Here is a 15,296-nt window from a genome sequence, read left to right as displayed (position 1 = left end):
CACTATTCTGGCGTCAATCTTTCATTCGCCTCGCTGTCGTTTCCCTGGGCTTTATCCGGGCATTTTCAGCCTGATGAATAATCCTCATTCCCACTATCCATTGGCTGGATAATTACCCGCCGGCTACGCTGCAGCCCATAAAAACAACAACGGGAATCGGGCCGTGCGAGAAACCACCCAGCACTTTCGTCAGCAATACCGAGCGGCGGTCAGTCCGCGCTACAACCCCTGGCTGCATGGCGGCTTTGTCCTGGCCTATGGCCTGCTGTGCATCGGCCTGCTATGCAGCACCCTGAGCCAGGTGCAGCCCCTGGAATGGCTGGCGGTGCCGCTGGCGCTGCTGTTCTTCAACCTGTGCATCTACGTGGTGCACCGCTGGCTGGGGCATCACAAGCAGCGCTTCGCGCGGATGTTCTATGCCCGTCATACCGGCGACCACCACAGCTTCTTCGCCCCCGGGCTGATGGCCTATGAAGGCTACCGGGACTGGCGGGTGATTCTGTTTCCGGCCTGGCTGATCGTGGTGCACAGCCTGCTCTTCGCCCTGCCCCTGTGGGCGCTGCTGCGCCTGTGGAATGGCAACGTGGCGGCGCTGTTCGCCAGTTGCACCCTGCTCGGCTACCTGGCCTACGAGGTGTTCCATGCCTGCGAGCACCTGCCCGCCAATCACCCCCTGGCGCGCCTGCCCTGGGTACGGCAGATGCGCCGCCTGCACGAACTGCATCACCGCCGCGAGCTGATGCAGGAGCGCAACTTCAATATTGTCCTGCCGCTGATGGACTGGCTGTTCGGTACCCTGCACTGGCAACCGCAAGAGCCGCCCGCCGTCACTTCCACCCCTGACGAGGCCACGCCCATGACCCGCATGCAGCACCAGGTCGACATCCCCCGCAGCGCCGCCAGCACCCTGGCCTATGCCGCCAGCTCGCGGCTCTGGCCACAGTGGCACCCCTCCTCGCTCAAGGTCGAGGGCGACGAAGGCCCGCTGTTCGCCGGGCAAGGCTTCGAGGAAGACATCCATGCCGGCGGGCGCAGCGGTCACCTGAGCTGGAAGGTCGAGGAATACCTGCCGGGGCACCGCTGGCGTGCCAGCGCCCGGGGCGATCACGGCCTGCACCTGCAGGTGACCTACGAATGCCAGCCCCTGGGGGCGCAGCACACGCGCTTCGTGCGGACCCTGGAGTACGGCTTTGACAACCTGCTGATGCGCCTGGGCAATCAGCTGTTATTCAAGCGACGGATAGAACGGGAATCCGCCGCCTCATTGCTGGCATTGTGCGAGATGGCCCAGCAAGCTATCCCGCTGCCCGCCACCGAGGCCCCCGGCCGCCCGTCCTGAGGCCGCCCCGACAGGAGTCATTGCATGAATCAGATTGCCCCCCGCCGCTTCAGCGGCCTGCGGATTGTCCTGCTGGTGCTGCTGGCCGTCCTGGCCTTCCTGCTGCTGATGCCGACCAGGGTCCAGCCGGTGGCCTGGAACCCGGCGCCGGCGCCGTCCCTGAGCCAGGGGCCGTTTGCCGAGAACCAGAAGCTCAAGGCCGTGCAGCCGGTGGGCGCCCGGGACATCGACGGCCCCGAAGCCCTGCTGCTGGAACACGAACAACTGCTCAGCGGCCTGCATGACGGCCGGGTGATCCAGACCAGCCTCGACGGCAGTGCGCTCAAGGTGCTGGTCAATACCGGCGGCCGGCCCCTGGGCCTGGCCCGGCACCCGGACGGGCGCCTGATCATCGCCGATGCCATCAAGGGCCTGCTGGCCCTGGACAGCCAGGGCCAGTTGCAGGCCCTGAGCACCGAGGCCAACGGCCTGAAGTTCGGCTTTACCGACGATGTGGCGGTCGATGCCGCGGGGCGCTACGCCTACTTCAGCGACGCCACCAGCCGCTGGGGCTATGGCCATGACGGCGAAGCGGTGATCGAGCACGGCGCCGATGGCCGCCTGCTGCGCTACGACTTCCAGAGCGGCACCACCGAGGTGCTGCTGGACCGCCTGGAGTTCGCCAACGGCATTGCCCTGGGGCCGGACGAGGCCTATGTGCTGGTCAATGAAACCGGCGCCTACCGCATCAGCCGCTACTGGCTCAAGGGTGACAAGGCCGGCAGCCACGACCTGTTCATCGACAACCTGCCGGGGCTGCCGGACAACCTGAGCTTCAATGGCGCCGGGCGTTTCTGGGTGGCCCTGTACGCACCGCGCAACCCGTTGCTCGACGCCACCGCGCCCTACCCCTTCGTGCGCAAGATGCTGGTGCGGGCGATGACGGTATTGCCCAAGCCGGTGGAGAAACGCGGCTTCGTGCTGGGCCTGGATACCCAGGGCCGGGTGATCGCCAACCTGCAGGATGGCAGCAGCGGCAACTACTCGCCGATCACCACGGTGCGCGAATATGGCGATGTCTTGTACCTGGGGTCGCTGACGGCCAGGCACATGGCCCGGTTGTCGTTGAAGGAGGCGCTGGCGCCTTGAGGCTGGGGGCGTTGCAGCTTGGGGTGGGGACAGCCCGGCGGGCGTCTGGGCGGCTATGCCGCCCAGCGGGAGCAAGCTCCCTCGTCACAACAAGCTCCTTGCTACTGCGAGCGTCTTTGCTACAGGGGGGTCAGGAACCGGCGGTGAGTTTCCCGGCGATCTCATCCTTGATCAGCAGGCGTTTTTCCTTGAGTTTCTTCAGTTCGTCGTCTGCGGCAGCGGCAGCTTCGGCCTTGAGCACCTGATCGTCGATGCTGGTGTATTTGTCGAACAGCGCATTCAGGTGGGGGTCACTGGCCCGACGCTGTTGAATGTCTTCTTTACTGCAGCTCAGGTCCTGGTAAAGGTCGTGGGTCACCGGCATGGAACACCTCCGTGGTTGATCGGCAGCAAGGGCGTCATCACGCCCCCGCCGGTTATCAGAATGGCCTCGCCGGACCGGGTCTGTCGACCGCCAATCAGACCAGCGGTAACCGTTCGTCGCCACTTTTGCCCTGGATCAACGTCCGCCCAGCGCTTGGGCAAGAAAGGGCGCGGTGCGGCTAGTGCGCTGCTTTGCCACCTGGTGCGGGGTGCCGCAGGCCACCAGGGTGCCGCCCTGGTCGCCGGCACCAGGGCCGATGTCGATCACCCAGTCGGCCTGGGCCACCACGCGCATTTCGTGCTCCACCACCACCAGGCTGTGCCCGGCCGCCACCAGTTTGTCCAGTTGCTCCAGCAGACGGTCCACATCCCGTGGGTGCAGGCCGGTGGTGGGCTCGTCCAGCACGTACAGGGTGGCGCCCCGGGCAGTGCGCTGCAGCTCGGTGGCCAGCTTGATGCGCTGCGCCTCACCGCCGGAGAGCTCGGTGGCCGGCTGGCCCAGGCGCAAGTAATCCAGGCCGATGTCGCGCAGCACTTCCAGGGCGCGGCGGATGCCCGGTTGTTCGGCAAACACCGGCAAGGCCTGCTCGACACTCAATTGCAGCACCTGGGCGATGTTCAGGCCCTGCCAGGTCACGGCCAGGGTCTGGGGGTTGTAGCGCGCGCCATGGCAGGTCGGGCACGGGGCGAACACGCTGGGCATGAACAGCAGCTCGACGCTGACAAAGCCCTCGCCCTCGCAGGCCGGGCAACGGCCCTTGGCCACGTTGAAGGAAAACTGTCCGGCGTCGAAGCCCCGCTCCCGGGCCTCGTCGGTGGCGGCGAACAGCTTGCGCACCTGATCGAACAGCCCGGTGTAGGTCGCGAGATTGGAACGCGGGGTGCGGCCGATGGGTTTCTGGTCCACCTGTACCAGGCGCTTGATCTGCTCCATGCCGGCCACCACCCGCCCGCCGCTGCTGACCGGTGCGTCGTCCGCCAGGTCCAGCTCCGGCGCCTCATCGCTGGCCGAAGCCTTGCCCAGGTGCGCGCCCACCAGTTCCAGCAGGGCCTGGCTCACCAGGCTCGACTTGCCGGAACCGGAAACCCCGGTCACCGCGGTAAAGCAGCCCAGGGGAAACTCGGCGTCCAGCTCCTTGAGGTTGTTGCGGCTGATACCTTCCAGCCGCAGCCAGCCTCGGGGCGGGCGCGGGGTACGCCGGGCCGGGGCCTGCTCGGGAAACAGGTAGGCCCGGGTCTGGGACTGCGCCACCTCGGCCAAGCCGGCCGGCGGGCCGCTGTACAGCACCTGGCCGCCACGCTCTCCCGCCGCCGGGCCCACGTCCACCAGCCAGTCGGCACGGCGCATGGTCTGCACATCGTGCTCCACCACGAACAGCGAGTTGCCGGCGGCCTTGAGCCGCTGCAAGGCCTCGAACAGTGCCTCGGCATCCGCCGGGTGCAGGCCTGCCGAGGGCTCGTCCAGCACATAGATCACCCCGAACAGCTGCGAGCCCAGCTGGGTCGCCAGGCGCAGGCGCTGCAACTCACCGGAAGACAGGCTCGGCGTGCTGCGCTCCAGGGCCAGGTAGCCCAGCCCGAGGTCGGTCAGGGTGCTGACCCGCTCCAGCAGGTCCTGGGCGATGCGCTGGGCGGCCAGACGCTTTTCCAGGGACAGGTTCGGCGTATGCCGCACATCCGGCGCGCCGCGATGCTCCGGGGCGCCCTGGGCATGGCGCTGCTGACGCGCGGCACGAGTCTGGGCGTGGCTCAGCACCGGATCATCGGCGGGCGCCTGCTCCAGGTAATCTGCCGCCGCCACCGGCCGCAGCACCTCGGCCAGTTGCAGCAGCGGCAGGCGCGCCAGCTCGCCGATATCCAGCCCGGCAAAGGTCACCGCCAGGGCCTCGCGCTTGAGCCGCTTGCCCTCGCACAGCGGGCACGGGCTGCCGCGCATGAACTGCGACACACGCTTTTTCATCAGCGCGCTCTGGGTGTGGGTGAAGGTGTGCAGCACATAGCGCCGGGCGCCGCTGAAGGTGCCCATGTAGCTGGGTTCCTGCTTGCGCTTGAGGGCTTCGCGGGTCTGTTCCGGGGTCAGCCCGGCGTACACCGGTACTGTGGGGGTTTCTTCGGTGAAGAGGATCCAGTCACGCTGCTTTTTCGGCAGTTGCTGCCAGGGGATGTCGACGTCGTAGCCCAGGGTCACCAGGATGTCCCGCAGGTTCTGTCCCTGCCAGGCCAGGGGCCAGGAGGCCACGGCGCGCTGGCGGATGGTCAGCGAAGGGTCGGGAACCATGCTCGCTTCGTCGACCTCATAGACCCGCCCCAGGCCATGGCATTCCGGGCAGGCGCCTTGGGGCGTGTTCGGCGAAAAGTCCTCGGCATACAGCATCGGCTGCCCCGGCGGGTAGCTACCGGCCCGGGAATAGAGCATGCGCACCAGGCTCGACAAGGTGGTCACGCTGCCCACCGAAGAGCGCGTGCTGGGAGTGCCGCGCTGCTGTTGCAGGGCCACCGCCGGCGGCAGGCCGTCGATGCGGTCGACATCCGGCACCCCCACCTGGTCGATCAGGCGCCGGGCATAGGGCGCCACCGATTCGAAGTAGCGACGCTGGGCCTCGGCATACAGGGTGGAGAACGCCAGGGACGACTTGCCCGAGCCCGACACCCCACTGAACACCACCAGCGCATCCCGGGGAATGTCCACGTCGACATTCTTCAGGTTGTGCTCGCGGGCGCCGCGCACCCGGACAAAACCGCTGGCTGGAAAGGACGAAGGGCTCGCCTGGGAAGCATTGGAGGGGCTACGGGAAGCAGTCATGAACCAGCCTTATGTCGAGAACCGCGAACAGTCGAAGCGCGATCATCACACAAGGTCCGAGGCCCGAGGCAAGCCCCGTGGAAGATCGACGCGCGTACCCGGGGTTCGAGCCTCGCCCCCGGCGCAATGTTCCCTGGCGCTTCAGCGACCGTGCTGGCGGCGGGCTTGCTGCTCGGTGCTCAGGCGGGTGTGCTGGAGGTCGTAGCGCAACTCGGCAATCAGCTCCGACAGCGCCCGGGAGCTGGTCAGGCCGCGGGTGGCGATGCCGGTGACCAACAGGTCGACGCGCCCGCTGGCGGGGTCGCAGATGCGCACAGTCATGGCCCCGTCGTGGCCGACGGTGCACTGGCAATGCAGGGGCAGGAAGCTGGTTTCAACGATTCTGCGCAGTTCAAGGGTGGAGATCACGGCGGAGCATCCAAAAAAGGTTGAGAAGAAAAACCGCGCAAGACGACGTTTGTTGTTATGGGATCAGGCGGTCGATGCCCCTGTCCTTGGTCAGCAGAAAAAACGTACAAGTTCATTCAACTTCATGCAGCGTAGAAGTTTGACGCCAGTTTGTCGTCGCCCCCTGGGGATTTTTATGCGCTGCTTCACACTTGGCGCCAGGCGCCGCTCAGGCCTCCAGCACCGAACGCACCATGGCGCTCAGGTCTGCAGGCCCGTAGGGCTTGCTCAGCAGGTGGGTGTCGGGGCTGAGCTGGTGGTTGCGCGAAATCATGTCGCGGGTGTGCCCCGAGGTGAACAGCACCGCGATTGGCGGTGCCTGGGTCTTGGCCCAGGTGGCCAGGTCCGTGCTCTTGATCAGACCGGGCATCACCACGTCGGTGAAGATCAGATCGACCTTGAGCCCGTCCAGCAGCAGTTGCATGGCAGCGTCACCATTGCTCGCGGTGCGCACCCGGTAGCCCTCGTGTTCGAGCATTTCCACCGCGGCGCTGCGCACCTCGGCGTTGTCCTCCACCACCAGGATGCTTTCCTCGCCACCGCCCGCCCGCTGACCCGGGCGCGGCGCCTGCTGCAGCGTAGGTTCGGCACTGCGGGCAAAGTACATCTGCACCCGGGTGCCCTGCCCCGGGCTGCTGAAGATCTCGATATGGCCGCCGCTCTGCTTGACGAAACCGAACACCATGCTCAAGCCCAGGCCCGTGCCATGACCGTCGGCCTTGGTAGTGAAGAAGGGTTCGAAGGCCTGCTTGAGCACCTCGGCGGGCATGCCCGGGCCATCGTCAGCCACACTCAGGCACAGGTACTCGCCGGCAGCGATGCCCTTGCCGGCGCAGAAGCGCGAATCCAGCACCTGGTTCTCGGCGCTGATGAGGATCCGCCCCTCGCCGCCCAGGGCATCCCGGGCATTGATCGCCAGGTTGAGCACGGCGTTTTCCAACTGGTTGCGATCCACATGGATGCACCAGGGCTCGGCGGGCAATTGCACATCGATGCAAATGGTTTCGCCCAGGGCCCGCTGCAGCAACTCTCCCAGGCCCTCGTACAGGTGCCGCGGGTTGTAGCTGGCCGGTGACAGCGGCTGGCGCCGGGCAAAGGCCAGCAGTTGGTTCGACAGCTTGGCGCCGCGCTCCACCGCCGTCAGCGCGGCGGCCGTGCGCCGCTGCACATTGGCGTTGCCCGCTTCGTGGCGGGACAGCAGATGCAGGTTGCCGGCGATCACCTGCAGCAGGTTGTTGAAATCATGGGCCACGCCGCCGGTCAGGCCGCCAATGGCTTCGAGTTTCTGCACCTGGCGCAGTTGCTCCTCGGCGCTGAGCCGCGCGTTGACCTCCTCCAGCACCCGCTGCTCCAGGTTGCGGGTCAGTTGGCGCAGGGCTTCCTCGGCGATCTTGCGCTCCTGGATATCGATCAGCACCCCGGGGAAACGCAAGGCCTGGCCCGACTCGTCGAACTCGCAACGGCCGCAGGCCAGCACCCAGGTGTAGCTGCCGTCCTCGCGGCGCACCCGGTATTCGGCGTTGTAGGGCCCGCCCTGGGTCACGCTGTAATGGGCCAGTTCCTTGATGCGCGGCAGGTCATCGGGGTGGATGCGGCTTTCGGTGATATCGATCGGCAGGTTGTCCAGGGGCTGGTCCGCCGGGTAGGAAAAGGTCCGGGCAAAACGCTCGTCGCAAGACAGCACGTCGGCCTGGACGTCCCAGACGAAGGAGCCCAGCAACGCCCCGGCATTCAGCGCCAGCTGCACGCGCTCGTTCTCCGCCCGGTAGGCGGCCTCCGCGGCCTGGCGGCGGCGCTCGGAAATCACATGGGCGGTGGTTTCCACGACAATGGCGATGACCCCGGCCGGAGCCTGGTCGTCCCCCGCCACCGGGCTGTAGTAGAGGTCCATCCAGACGTCTTCCGGCACCCCGTTGCGCAGCAGCACCAGTTCCTTGTTGTGATAGGACAGGGTGCCGCCGCTGAGGCAGGTGTTCATCACCCCGCGGTTGAACTCGGCGACCTCCGGCCAGCCCATCTCCACGGCGCAGCCCAGCAGGTAGGGATGGCGGCCGCCGGCGAACTCGGCATAGGCATCGTTGTAGATCATGTAGCCCAGGGGGCCCCAGAGCATCACCATCGGCAGCGGCGAGCCGAGCATCAGTTGCACCGTGCTGCACAGGCTGTGGCTCCAGTGCTGCAACGCCCCGAGGCTGGTGGCGGACCAGTCGAAGGCACGGATGCGCTCGGCCATTTCGCCCTTCCACCCCTGGCACCCGTGATGATCAGATAAGAACGGCATGAGCGGACTCTACGAAGAACGTGGCACAGCGTGGGTTTTCAAGAGGCCGCGACGCAGCCTCCAGAGCCTTTGAGCACGGTGCACGCGGATGGTTTCACCAGGGCCGGGATCGGCTTCGCCACTGGTCGGCCATGCCGCCGGGCAACGCCCTTCGCGCGACTGAAAAAACAGAATAGGCGATGGCCCGGGTTCCAGGCGGACGCCGACAGGCGCCGCCTGAAAAAGAGCGGATTGCCCGCTCCCTGCCCCTCAGTCGGTGCCGTATTTCGGCGAACGCGGACCGTACAGCAAGCCGGTGCGTTGCCCGGCCGACAGCAGGCGCTGGCTGGTGATGCCGGCAATCGGATGGCCGGCGTCGGTGCTGGTGTTGATGATCTGCTTCACCGCAGCGGTGATCAGCATGCCCACCAGGCCACCGTTGTTGCCGTTGTTGCCTTCCTCACTGGAGGCGCGGGCGCTGCCGGTCCACAACGTGGTGCCGGTCTTCAGGTCCACCAGGGTGGCGCTGGCGGTGACCACGGTGGCACTGCTGATCAGCATGTAGCTGGTGCCGTATTCCTTGACCGTGATGTACAGGCCGGCATCGGCGCCGAAGATCTCGTTGAGCTTGGCCGGCGCCAGGCCGTGGATGTCCGCCGGGTTGGTCAGGCCGTTGTGGCGGAAGGTTTCATCCACCACCGCGATCGGCATCACGTAGTAACCGGCTTCGGCCAGGGGAAAGGTCACCTGGGACAGCATGCTGTAGGTGGCCTTGATGTCCGGCGATTCATTGAGCGGCGGCAGCACCAGGATCGACTTCGGCCGGGCCTGCTTGTAGGCCGAGTAGTCCACGCTCCTGGGCGCGGCGCAGCCCACCAGCAGGCTCACGGCCAACAGGCCCAGCAGGTTGCGCAGGGTCATCAGGCTCATTGGGCGGCTCCCTTCTTGGCGTTCTTGAGCAGGAAGTCCATGTACGAGGCGGATTCGGGGAACAGCGCCTTCTCGGTATTGAACTGCTGCACCATCTGGTCATCCTTGCCCAGGCTCGCGTAGAGCATGCCCAGGTGGGCGTGGTAGCCCGGCGGCACGGCCTTGCCGGTGGACTTGATCTTCTGCAGGTCGCGCTCCAGGGCCTCGACCTGGGCCTCCCGGGCCTCCTCGCCCTTGAAGTACTCGTAGGTCTGGGTCTGGTAGGTTTCCCACTGGTACAGCGTCTTCGGCCCGCTGCAACCGGCCAGCAGCACACAGCCCAGCAAGGCGCCGGCCATCATTGGCCGCGCCATCATCGTCTTCGACATGCTTGCACTTCTCCCTGTCAGCTGTGTGATCAGCGGCCCGGTTTCCAGGCGCCGGCGTCGATGGCCTCGACCATGCGGTTGACCGCCTCGCGCATGGCCAGGTCGAGGACCTTGCCGTTGAGGGTCGAATCGTAGGCAGCGGTACCGCCGAAGCCGATCACTTCACGGTTGGACAAGGCGTACTCGCCAGCGCCCTGGGTCGAATAGACCACTTCGGAGGTGCTGATGTTGACGATGTTCAACGCCACCTTGGCGTAGGCCACCTGGGTCTTGCCGCGGCCGAGGATGCCGAACAGCTGGTGGTCGCCGATTTCCTTGCGACCGAACTCGGTGACATCGCCGGTGACCACGAAGTCCGCGCCCTTGAGCTTCTGCGCCTGGCCCTTGATGGCCGCTTCCTGCTGGATCTCGCCCATGTTGTCGCGGTCCAGCACGCTGAAGCGGTTGGTCTGCTGCAGGTGGGTGATGAGGATGGTCTTGGCCTGGCCGCCGAGGCGGTCGACGCCATCGGAGAAGATTCCGCGCATGTAGCTGGAGCGGTTGTCGAACTTGCCCACGGCCATCGGCACCCGGGCTCCGGTCCATACCTGGCTGGCGCTCTGGACCTTCTCCACCGGCAAGGCCCGGGAGCTTTCCGTGGCGCAACCGCTCATGCCCGCCAGCACCGCCAGTGCTACAGCGGACAACATCAACTTCGAGATCACTCTCACTCTATGTTCCTTCTTGAGTATCCATTTGGGTGCACTGTCTAGATGCACTTGCGCCCTGCCGCACGTCTGCGGCCCCAGTCTGTGCAGGCTCGAAAGTCGTCGGCCGAGCGTTCTGAAACTTGATGCAGGGGGCATCATCGGCGGCGATTATGCCAAAGCGCCATCAGTGCGAAAAGGAATAAAAAACCTTGGCGTCATTCTGTAACCATTGCCACAGACTCGGGGGATAGCAAAGCGGCAGGCCACTGCCGATCCGCGTTTCGTGTAGCCGCTGCCGCAGGCTCGGGCCGCGGTCGGACGAACGGCTTGGACGGCATTGCGACGCAGCAGACGCGGCGGTCTTGAGGACGCCGGGGATCCGACGGGAGACCGCCAAGCAAGGCCCTGCGGGCCATTTCGCAGCCTCGCCCGGGCTCGGCAGCGGCTACATCAGCGAAAGTCGCGGCTGCGTACGTGAATGCCATCCAGCAACGGGCTCAGGTCACTCAGGCGCCCGGCAATCAGGTGGCGCACCTCGCCCTCGGTTTCCAGGGTGCCGTCGACCTTGAGCAACTGCGCGCCCACCAGCACCCGGCGCTGGCGCTCGGCCAGGTCGCGCCAGACCACCACATTGACGTTGCCGAACTCGTCTTCCAGGGTCACGAAGGTCACCCCGCTGGCGGTGCCCGGCCGCTGGCGCCCGGTGACCAGCCCGGCCACGCTCACCGAACGCCCGTGCTCCACCACCAGCAAGTCGCGCGAGCTGCGGCAGCGCCGGGCCGCAAGCTGCGGGCGCAGCAGCGCCAGGGGGTGCGGCCCGAGGGTGGTACCCAGGCTGTGGTAATCCGCCTGCAGGTCTTCGCCGACACTGGGCCGGGGCAACGCTACCGGCGCTTCCTCCTGGCTCGGCAGGCCGGCGAACAGCCCCAGCTGTCTTTCCACCCCGGCCACTTCCCAGCGTGCCCGATAGCGATCCCCGGCCAGCGCCTGCAAGGCGCCGGCATCGGCCAGCAATTCCTGGGCGCGGACATCCAGGCGGGCCCGCTCGCCCAGGTCGGCGATATCGACAAAGGCCCGTTGCCGGCGGGCACGTTCGATGCGCCGGGCATCGTCCTCGCGAAAGCCCTTGATCATCCTCAGCCCCAGGCGCAGGGCCGGCTGCCCGGGGGGGCCATTTCCAGCGCGTGCAGGCTGGACAGGAATCGGCTCCAGGCTGCAGTCCCAGTCACTGGCGCCCACATCCACCGCAAGAACCTGCAAACCATGGCGCCGGGCGTCCTGGAGGATCTGGTCGGGGCTGTAGAAGCCCATGGGCCAGCTGTTGATCAGGGCGCAGGCGAAGGCCGCCGGTTCGTGGCACTTGAGCCAGCAACTGGCGTAGGTCAGCAAGGCGAAACTGGCGGCATGGGATTCGGGAAAGCCGTAGCTGCCAAAGCCCTTGATCTGCTCGAAGATCTGCGCCGCGAACTCGTCGCTGTAGCCGTTCTTGCGCATGCCTTTGCGCAGCCGTTCGCGGTGCGGTTCCAGGCCGCCGTGGCGCTTCCAGGCGGCCATGGAGCGGCGCAACTGATCGGCCTCGCCCGGGGTGTAGTCGGCGGCGACAATGGCGATCTGCATCACCTGCTCCTGAAACAGCGGCACGCCCAGAGTTCGCTTGAGCACCGCTTCCAACTTCGGCGACGGATACGTCTCCGGCTCTTCGCGGTTACGCCGACGCAGGTAGGGATGCACCATGCCGCCCTGGATCGGCCCGGGGCGGACGATGGCCACCTCGATCACCAGGTCATAGAAGTTCTGCGGCTTGAGCCGGGGCAGCATCGACATCTGCGCCCGGGACTCGATCTGGAACACGCCGATGGTGTCGGCGCGGCCGATCATTTCGTAGGTGGCGGGGTCTTCAGGCGGAATGCTGGCAAGGCTGTAGCGCTGGCCGCGGTAGCCGTGGATCAGGTCGAAACAGCGGCGGATGGCGCTGAGCATGCCCAGGGCGAGGATATCCACCTTGAGCAGGCCGACCATGTCCAGGTCGTCCTTGTCCCACTGGATCACCGTACGCTCGGCCATCGTCGCGTTCTCCACCGGCACCAGGCTGTCCAGGGGCTGCTCGGAAATCACAAAGCCACCGGGGTGCTGGGACAGGTGCCGGGGAAAGCCGATCAACTGCCCGGTCAGGCTCAGGACCCGGCGCAGCACCGGGCTCTGGGGATCGAACCCGGCCTCCTGCAGGCGCTCGACGCTGGGCGGCGTATCACTCCAGTGGCCGCAGCAGTCGGCCAGGGCATTGACCTGATCCGGCGGCAGGCCCAGGGCCTTGGCCACATCCCGCACCGCCCCGGCGCCGTGGTAGGTGCTGACCACCGCGGTCAGCGCTGCGCGGTGCCGGCCATAGCGCTGGAACACATACTGCAGCACCTCTTCGCGGCGCTCGTGCTCGAAGTCGACGTCGATGTCCGGCGGCTCGTTGCGTTCACGCGACAGGAAGCGCTCGAACAGCAGGGTCGAGCGGTCCGGGTCGATCTCGGTGATGCCGAGGGCGAAACACACCACCGAGTTGGCCGCCGAGCCCCGGCCCTGGCAGAGGATGTGCTGGCGCCGGGCGAAGTCGACGATGTCGTGCACCGTGAGGAAATAACTCTCGTAGCCCAGGTCGCAGATCAGCGTGAGCTCCTTGTCGATCTGCTTCAGTACCTCGGCCCGGGCACCAGCGGGCCAGCGGCGCACGATGCCGCGCTGGGTCAGCACCCGCAGCCAGGAGCCAGCGTCGTGCCCCTCGGGCACCAGCTCCCGGGGGTATTGGTAGCGCAGCTGGCCGAGGTCGAAAGCGCAGCGCCCGGCGATGGCCAGCGACTCGTCGAGCAGGGCCTGGGGGTACAGGCCTTGCAGCACTTCGACGGGCCGCAGGTGACGCTCGCCGTTGGCGAACAGGCGTTGCCCGGCCTCGGCCACCGGCAGGTGATGGCGGATCGCGGTCATGGTGTCCTGCAGCGCCCGGCGCCCGCGCACATGCATGTGCACATCGCCACAGGCCACGGCTGGCAGCCCCAGTTGCCGGGCCAGGGCCAGTTGCTGTTGCAGGTGCCGGGCATCGTCCTGGCCGCAATGCAGCTCCAGCGCCAGCCACAGGCGCTGGGGGAACACCTGCTGCAACCAGCGGCCCTGGGCCAGCGGCTCGCCGGCGCCCGTCAGCCACAGGGCCAGCAGCCCCGGCAAGGGTTCGGCGAAGTCCTCGCGCAGCAGGCGATAGCTGCCCTTCTCGGCCCGGCGCCGGGCCCGAGTGATCAACCGGCACAGGCCCTGGTAACCCGCCAGGTCTTCCACCAGCAGCACCAGGCGCGGGCCGTCCTCGACCTGCATTTCACTGCCGACGATCAGCTTGAGCCCGCTGTCGCGAGAGGCCTGCCAGGCGCGGACAATCCCCGCCAGGGTGCACTCGTCGGTGATCGCCAGGGCCTGGTAGCCCAGGGCCTTGGCACGCTGGAACAATTCGGCGGCACTGGAGGCGCCGCGCTGGAAGCTGAAGTTGGACAAGCAGTGCAGCTCGGCGTAGGTGCTCATGCGAACCAGCCCTGCAACAGCAACGGCCCGGGCTCGCCGACCTGACGATAGGCCCAGCCTTGCTGGCCGGCGGCGGTTTCGATCAGGTAGTAGTCGCGGCGCACATCGGCACCGTCCCACCAGCCGGACTCGATCCGCTCCGGGCCCATGAGGATGCGCACCGAGCCCTCGCCCAGCACCTGGGGCTCGGTGAACAGCCAGCCGGGGCGGCGCAGCCCGGGGATGGCCGGGCACGGGCGCGAATCGGTCTGCGCCTGCCAACTGCGCTCCGGGCGGTGATCGGCGCGATGCCCCAGGCCCTGCACCGCGTCATCCCCCAGGCGCGCCCGCAGGCGTTCGCGCAACTGCTCCCAGGGCAGGTTCTGCTGCGGGCGCTCGTCGAACAGCTCGCTGTGCCGGGGCACGAACAGCGGCAGGTCCTCGGCCACCAGCCGCAGGTTGCGCACCGGCGCCGGCACCTGGATCTGTTCCAGGCGCCCGCGGGCCAGTTCGAACAGCATCGCCGGGTCGCGCTCGGCGCTGAGCAGCCCCACCGGAATCAGGGTGTCGGCGCCTTCGGCGTGCTCCAGGTGCAGGGCAAAGCGCTGCACGCCACTGTCGCGACCACAGAGAAAAGCCGCCAGATCGGCGGTGAGCCGGCGCAGGGGAAACAGCAGCGCCTGATGGGACTGCACATCGAAATTCAGCTCGATGCGCAGGTCGAAGCGGTCCGGCGGCTGATAGAAGGCCAGCCCCAGCGGGCGCTCGCCGAGCAGGGTATCCAGGTGCTTGAGCAAGCTGCCGTCAAAACGCCGGGCCAGGCTGGGCCGGGGCAGCTCCCGCAGTTGCTGGAAGCTGCGCACCCCCATGCGCGACAGGGCCGTGGCCTGCTCCGGGGCCAGCCCCAGGCGCTCGATGGGCATGGCCCCCAGGGCCTGGGCCAGGGCCGCGCAGTCGGCCACCGCCAAACCGTCATAGGCATTGGCCAGGACCCGGGCCGCCGCTGGGTTGGGGGCGGCGACGATCCGGTGGCGAAAGCCCAGGGCCTGCAATTCACGGCGCAGGCGCGCTTCCAACTGCGGCCAGGGGCCGAACAGGCCCAGGCTGGATTCGATCTCCAGCACCAGGGTGCGCGGGTAGGCGACGCTGACCTGGGAGCTGAAGCCATAGGCCCAGGCCGCAAGAAACTGCTGCCAGTGCTCGATCTGCCGGGGGTCGTATTCGGCGCTGGCAAAGGCCTTGGTCAGGGCCTGGGCGGCTGTCAGCGATTGCCCGGGGCGCAGGCCCAGTTCGCGAGCGGCGGCGTTCACCGCCTGGATCACCCGGCGCTGCGGGGTGCCGCTGAGCAGCGCCAGGGGCGCTTCGGGCTCGGCGCGCTGACGCAAGACTGCGTCCAGCGCCAATTGCGGGAACAGGATGCACACCCAACGCATGC

The 15,296-nt window shown here is 67.2% G+C and carries 11 protein-coding genes; 2 read left to right on the top strand and 9 right to left on the bottom strand.

What is annotated here, in order from left to right:
* Positions 1-163: 163 nt before the first annotated feature.
* Both AC1RCO_RS02260 and AC1RCO_RS02255 read left to right on the top strand, forming a co-directional pair.
* Complete coding sequence (locus AC1RCO_RS02260; RefSeq protein ID WP_342403921.1) at positions 164-1,339, top strand: SRPBCC family protein; 1,176 nt, start codon at positions 164-166, stop codon at positions 1,337-1,339.
* Positions 1,340-1,363: 24 nt separating this feature from the next.
* Positions 1,364-2,467, top strand: coding sequence for an SMP-30/gluconolactonase/LRE family protein (locus AC1RCO_RS02255; protein ID WP_492617326.1), 1,104 nt, complete (start codon positions 1,364-1,366; stop codon positions 2,465-2,467).
* A 130-nt stretch (positions 2,468-2,597) separates the two neighbouring features.
* Here AC1RCO_RS02255 and AC1RCO_RS02250 read toward each other — a convergent pair whose 3' ends face one another.
* From AC1RCO_RS02250 to AC1RCO_RS02210, 9 genes are all read right to left on the bottom strand, one after another.
* The gene (locus tag AC1RCO_RS02250) at positions 2,598-2,831 is read right to left on the bottom strand and encodes a DUF465 domain-containing protein (protein WP_015636110.1); all 234 of its coding nucleotides are present in this window, start codon (positions 2,829-2,831) and stop codon (positions 2,598-2,600) included.
* Between the two features lie 135 nt (positions 2,832-2,966).
* Positions 2,967-5,633, bottom strand: a complete 2,667-nt coding sequence (locus tag AC1RCO_RS02245; RefSeq protein WP_072444274.1) for an ATP-binding cassette domain-containing protein — start codon at positions 5,631-5,633, stop codon at positions 2,967-2,969.
* Positions 5,634-5,774: 141 nt separating this feature from the next.
* Positions 5,775-6,041 carry a DUF1652 domain-containing protein gene (locus AC1RCO_RS02240; RefSeq protein WP_011061967.1) on the bottom strand — a complete coding sequence of 89 codons (267 nt, stop codon included), beginning with the start codon at positions 6,039-6,041 and terminating at the stop codon, positions 5,775-5,777.
* A gap of 208 nt (positions 6,042-6,249) precedes the next feature.
* The gene (locus AC1RCO_RS02235) at positions 6,250-8,361 is read right to left on the bottom strand and encodes a hybrid sensor histidine kinase/response regulator (protein ID WP_019094004.1); all 2,112 of its coding nucleotides are present in this window, start codon (positions 8,359-8,361) and stop codon (positions 6,250-6,252) included.
* A 249-nt stretch (positions 8,362-8,610) separates the two neighbouring features.
* Positions 8,611-9,261 carry a DUF799 domain-containing protein gene (locus AC1RCO_RS02230; protein WP_169893267.1) on the bottom strand — a complete coding sequence of 217 codons (651 nt, stop codon included), beginning with the start codon at positions 9,259-9,261 and terminating at the stop codon, positions 8,611-8,613.
* A 5-nt stretch (positions 9,262-9,266) separates the two neighbouring features.
* A complete protein-coding gene (locus tag AC1RCO_RS02225) occupies positions 9,267-9,638 on the bottom strand; it encodes a DUF4810 domain-containing protein (RefSeq protein ID WP_072449923.1) in 372 nt (123 codons plus the stop codon).
* A 29-nt stretch (positions 9,639-9,667) separates the two neighbouring features.
* Entirely contained in the window at positions 9,668-10,327 is a 660-nt protein-coding gene (locus AC1RCO_RS02220) for a CsgG/HfaB family protein (RefSeq protein ID WP_492617603.1), read from the bottom strand.
* A 450-nt stretch (positions 10,328-10,777) separates the two neighbouring features.
* Positions 10,778-13,882, bottom strand: coding sequence for an error-prone DNA polymerase (locus tag AC1RCO_RS02215; RefSeq protein WP_492617325.1), 3,105 nt, complete (start codon positions 13,880-13,882; stop codon positions 10,778-10,780).
* On the bottom strand, positions 13,879-15,294 hold the full coding sequence (locus AC1RCO_RS02210) for a Y-family DNA polymerase (protein ID WP_492617324.1): 1,416 nt from the start codon (positions 15,292-15,294) through the stop codon (positions 13,879-13,881). The genes AC1RCO_RS02215 and AC1RCO_RS02210 overlap by 4 nt, the downstream gene beginning before the upstream one ends.
* Between the last annotated feature and the right edge of the window lie 2 nt (positions 15,295-15,296).

The sequence above is a fragment of the Pseudomonas sp. GW823-FHT03E05 genome, from assembly GCF_058796855.1.
The sequence above is the reverse complement of the archived record's forward strand: the minus strand, read 5'-3'. Positions and strand labels throughout refer to the sequence as shown.

Coding starts and splice junctions, on each gene's coding strand:
- AC1RCO_RS02225 (WP_072449923.1), bottom strand. CDS start 9,638: ATGTCGAAGACGATGATGGCGCGGCCAATGATGGCCGGCGCCTTGCTG.
- AC1RCO_RS02215 (WP_492617325.1), bottom strand. CDS start 13,882: ATGAGCACCTACGCCGAGCTGCACTGCTTGTCCAACTTCAGCTTCCAG.
- AC1RCO_RS02230 (WP_169893267.1), bottom strand. CDS start 9,261: ATGACCCTGCGCAACCTGCTGGGCCTGTTGGCCGTGAGCCTGCTGGTG.
- AC1RCO_RS02255 (WP_492617326.1), top strand. CDS start 1,364: ATGAATCAGATTGCCCCCCGCCGCTTCAGCGGCCTGCGGATTGTCCTG.
- AC1RCO_RS02250 (WP_015636110.1), bottom strand. CDS start 2,831: ATGCCGGTGACCCACGACCTTTACCAGGACCTGAGCTGCAGTAAAGAA.
- AC1RCO_RS02220 (WP_492617603.1), bottom strand. CDS start 10,327: ATGTTGTCCGCTGTAGCACTGGCGGTGCTGGCGGGCATGAGCGGTTGC.
- AC1RCO_RS02245 (WP_072444274.1), bottom strand. CDS start 5,633: ATGACTGCTTCCCGTAGCCCCTCCAATGCTTCCCAGGCGAGCCCTTCG.
- AC1RCO_RS02210 (WP_492617324.1), bottom strand. CDS start 15,294: ATGCGTTGGGTGTGCATCCTGTTCCCGCAATTGGCGCTGGACGCAGTC.
- AC1RCO_RS02235 (WP_019094004.1), bottom strand. CDS start 8,361: ATGCCGTTCTTATCTGATCATCACGGGTGCCAGGGGTGGAAGGGCGAA.